This is a genomic window from Nitrosomonas supralitoralis, assembly GCF_003011925.2.
Lineage (GTDB): Bacteria > Pseudomonadota > Gammaproteobacteria > Burkholderiales > Nitrosomonadaceae > Nitrosomonas > Nitrosomonas supralitoralis.
This window is the reverse complement of sequence record NZ_PXXU01000172.1, coordinates 1-763: the sequence shown is the minus strand read 5'-3', so window position 1 is coordinate 763 and position 763 is coordinate 1. Positions and strand designations below refer to the sequence as shown.

Below are 763 nucleotides of genomic sequence, written 5' to 3'. Positions count from 1 at the left end.
AGCATTGACTATGGAACTGGCCTATTTGCGCCGGAACCTATTTGGCAAAAAGAGTGAATCACTGTCTACCTCGCATCCTGATCTTTTTGAGGAAACCCTGCAATCTGATTTGGCGGCGGTACATGCCGAAATCGAACAGATCGACCTATCAGCAAAAGCAGATCCGGCCAAAGCACCGCGTTCCCGCTCTGGCCGCCAACCATTACCGGATCACTTGCCACGCATTGAGCACCGGCATGAGCCGGAATCCGGTCAATGCAGTCAATGTGGCCACAATCTGGTTAAGATCAGTGAAGATGTCAGCGAACAGTTGGATGTGGAGCCAGCAAAGTTCTTCGTTCACCGTCACATCCGCCCACAATATGCCTGCAAGACTTGCGAAACCGTTACCGCCGCGCCTATTCCGTCAGCCATTATTGATGGTGGTATGGCCGCACCCGGCCTGCTGAGCTGGGTGCTGACCAGTAAATACCTGAATCACCTGCCACTGTATCGCTTAGAACAGATTGCCGCGCGGGAACAAGTCACGCTTTCCCGCTCAACAATGGCGGAATGGGTCGGTCGTAGCGGCGTTGCACTGCAACCTTTGGTGGATCGACTGACATGGCATCTGCTGCAAGGCAACACGCTGCATGCCGATGAAACGCCAGTAGCGCAACTTGATCCTGGCAAAGGCAAGACACGCAAGGCCTACTTGTGGGCCTATCGCAGCAACGACTTGGAACCTGGGCCGCGCATTATCATCTTCGACTATCAAGCCGGT

General features: G+C 54.1%; 1 protein-coding gene. It reads left to right on the top strand.

Annotated elements, in window-relative coordinates; translation table 11 throughout:
• The coding region (tnpC, locus tag C7H79_RS17270) for an IS66 family transposase (RefSeq protein WP_119983681.1) at positions 1–763 on the top strand (763 nt) is incomplete at both ends.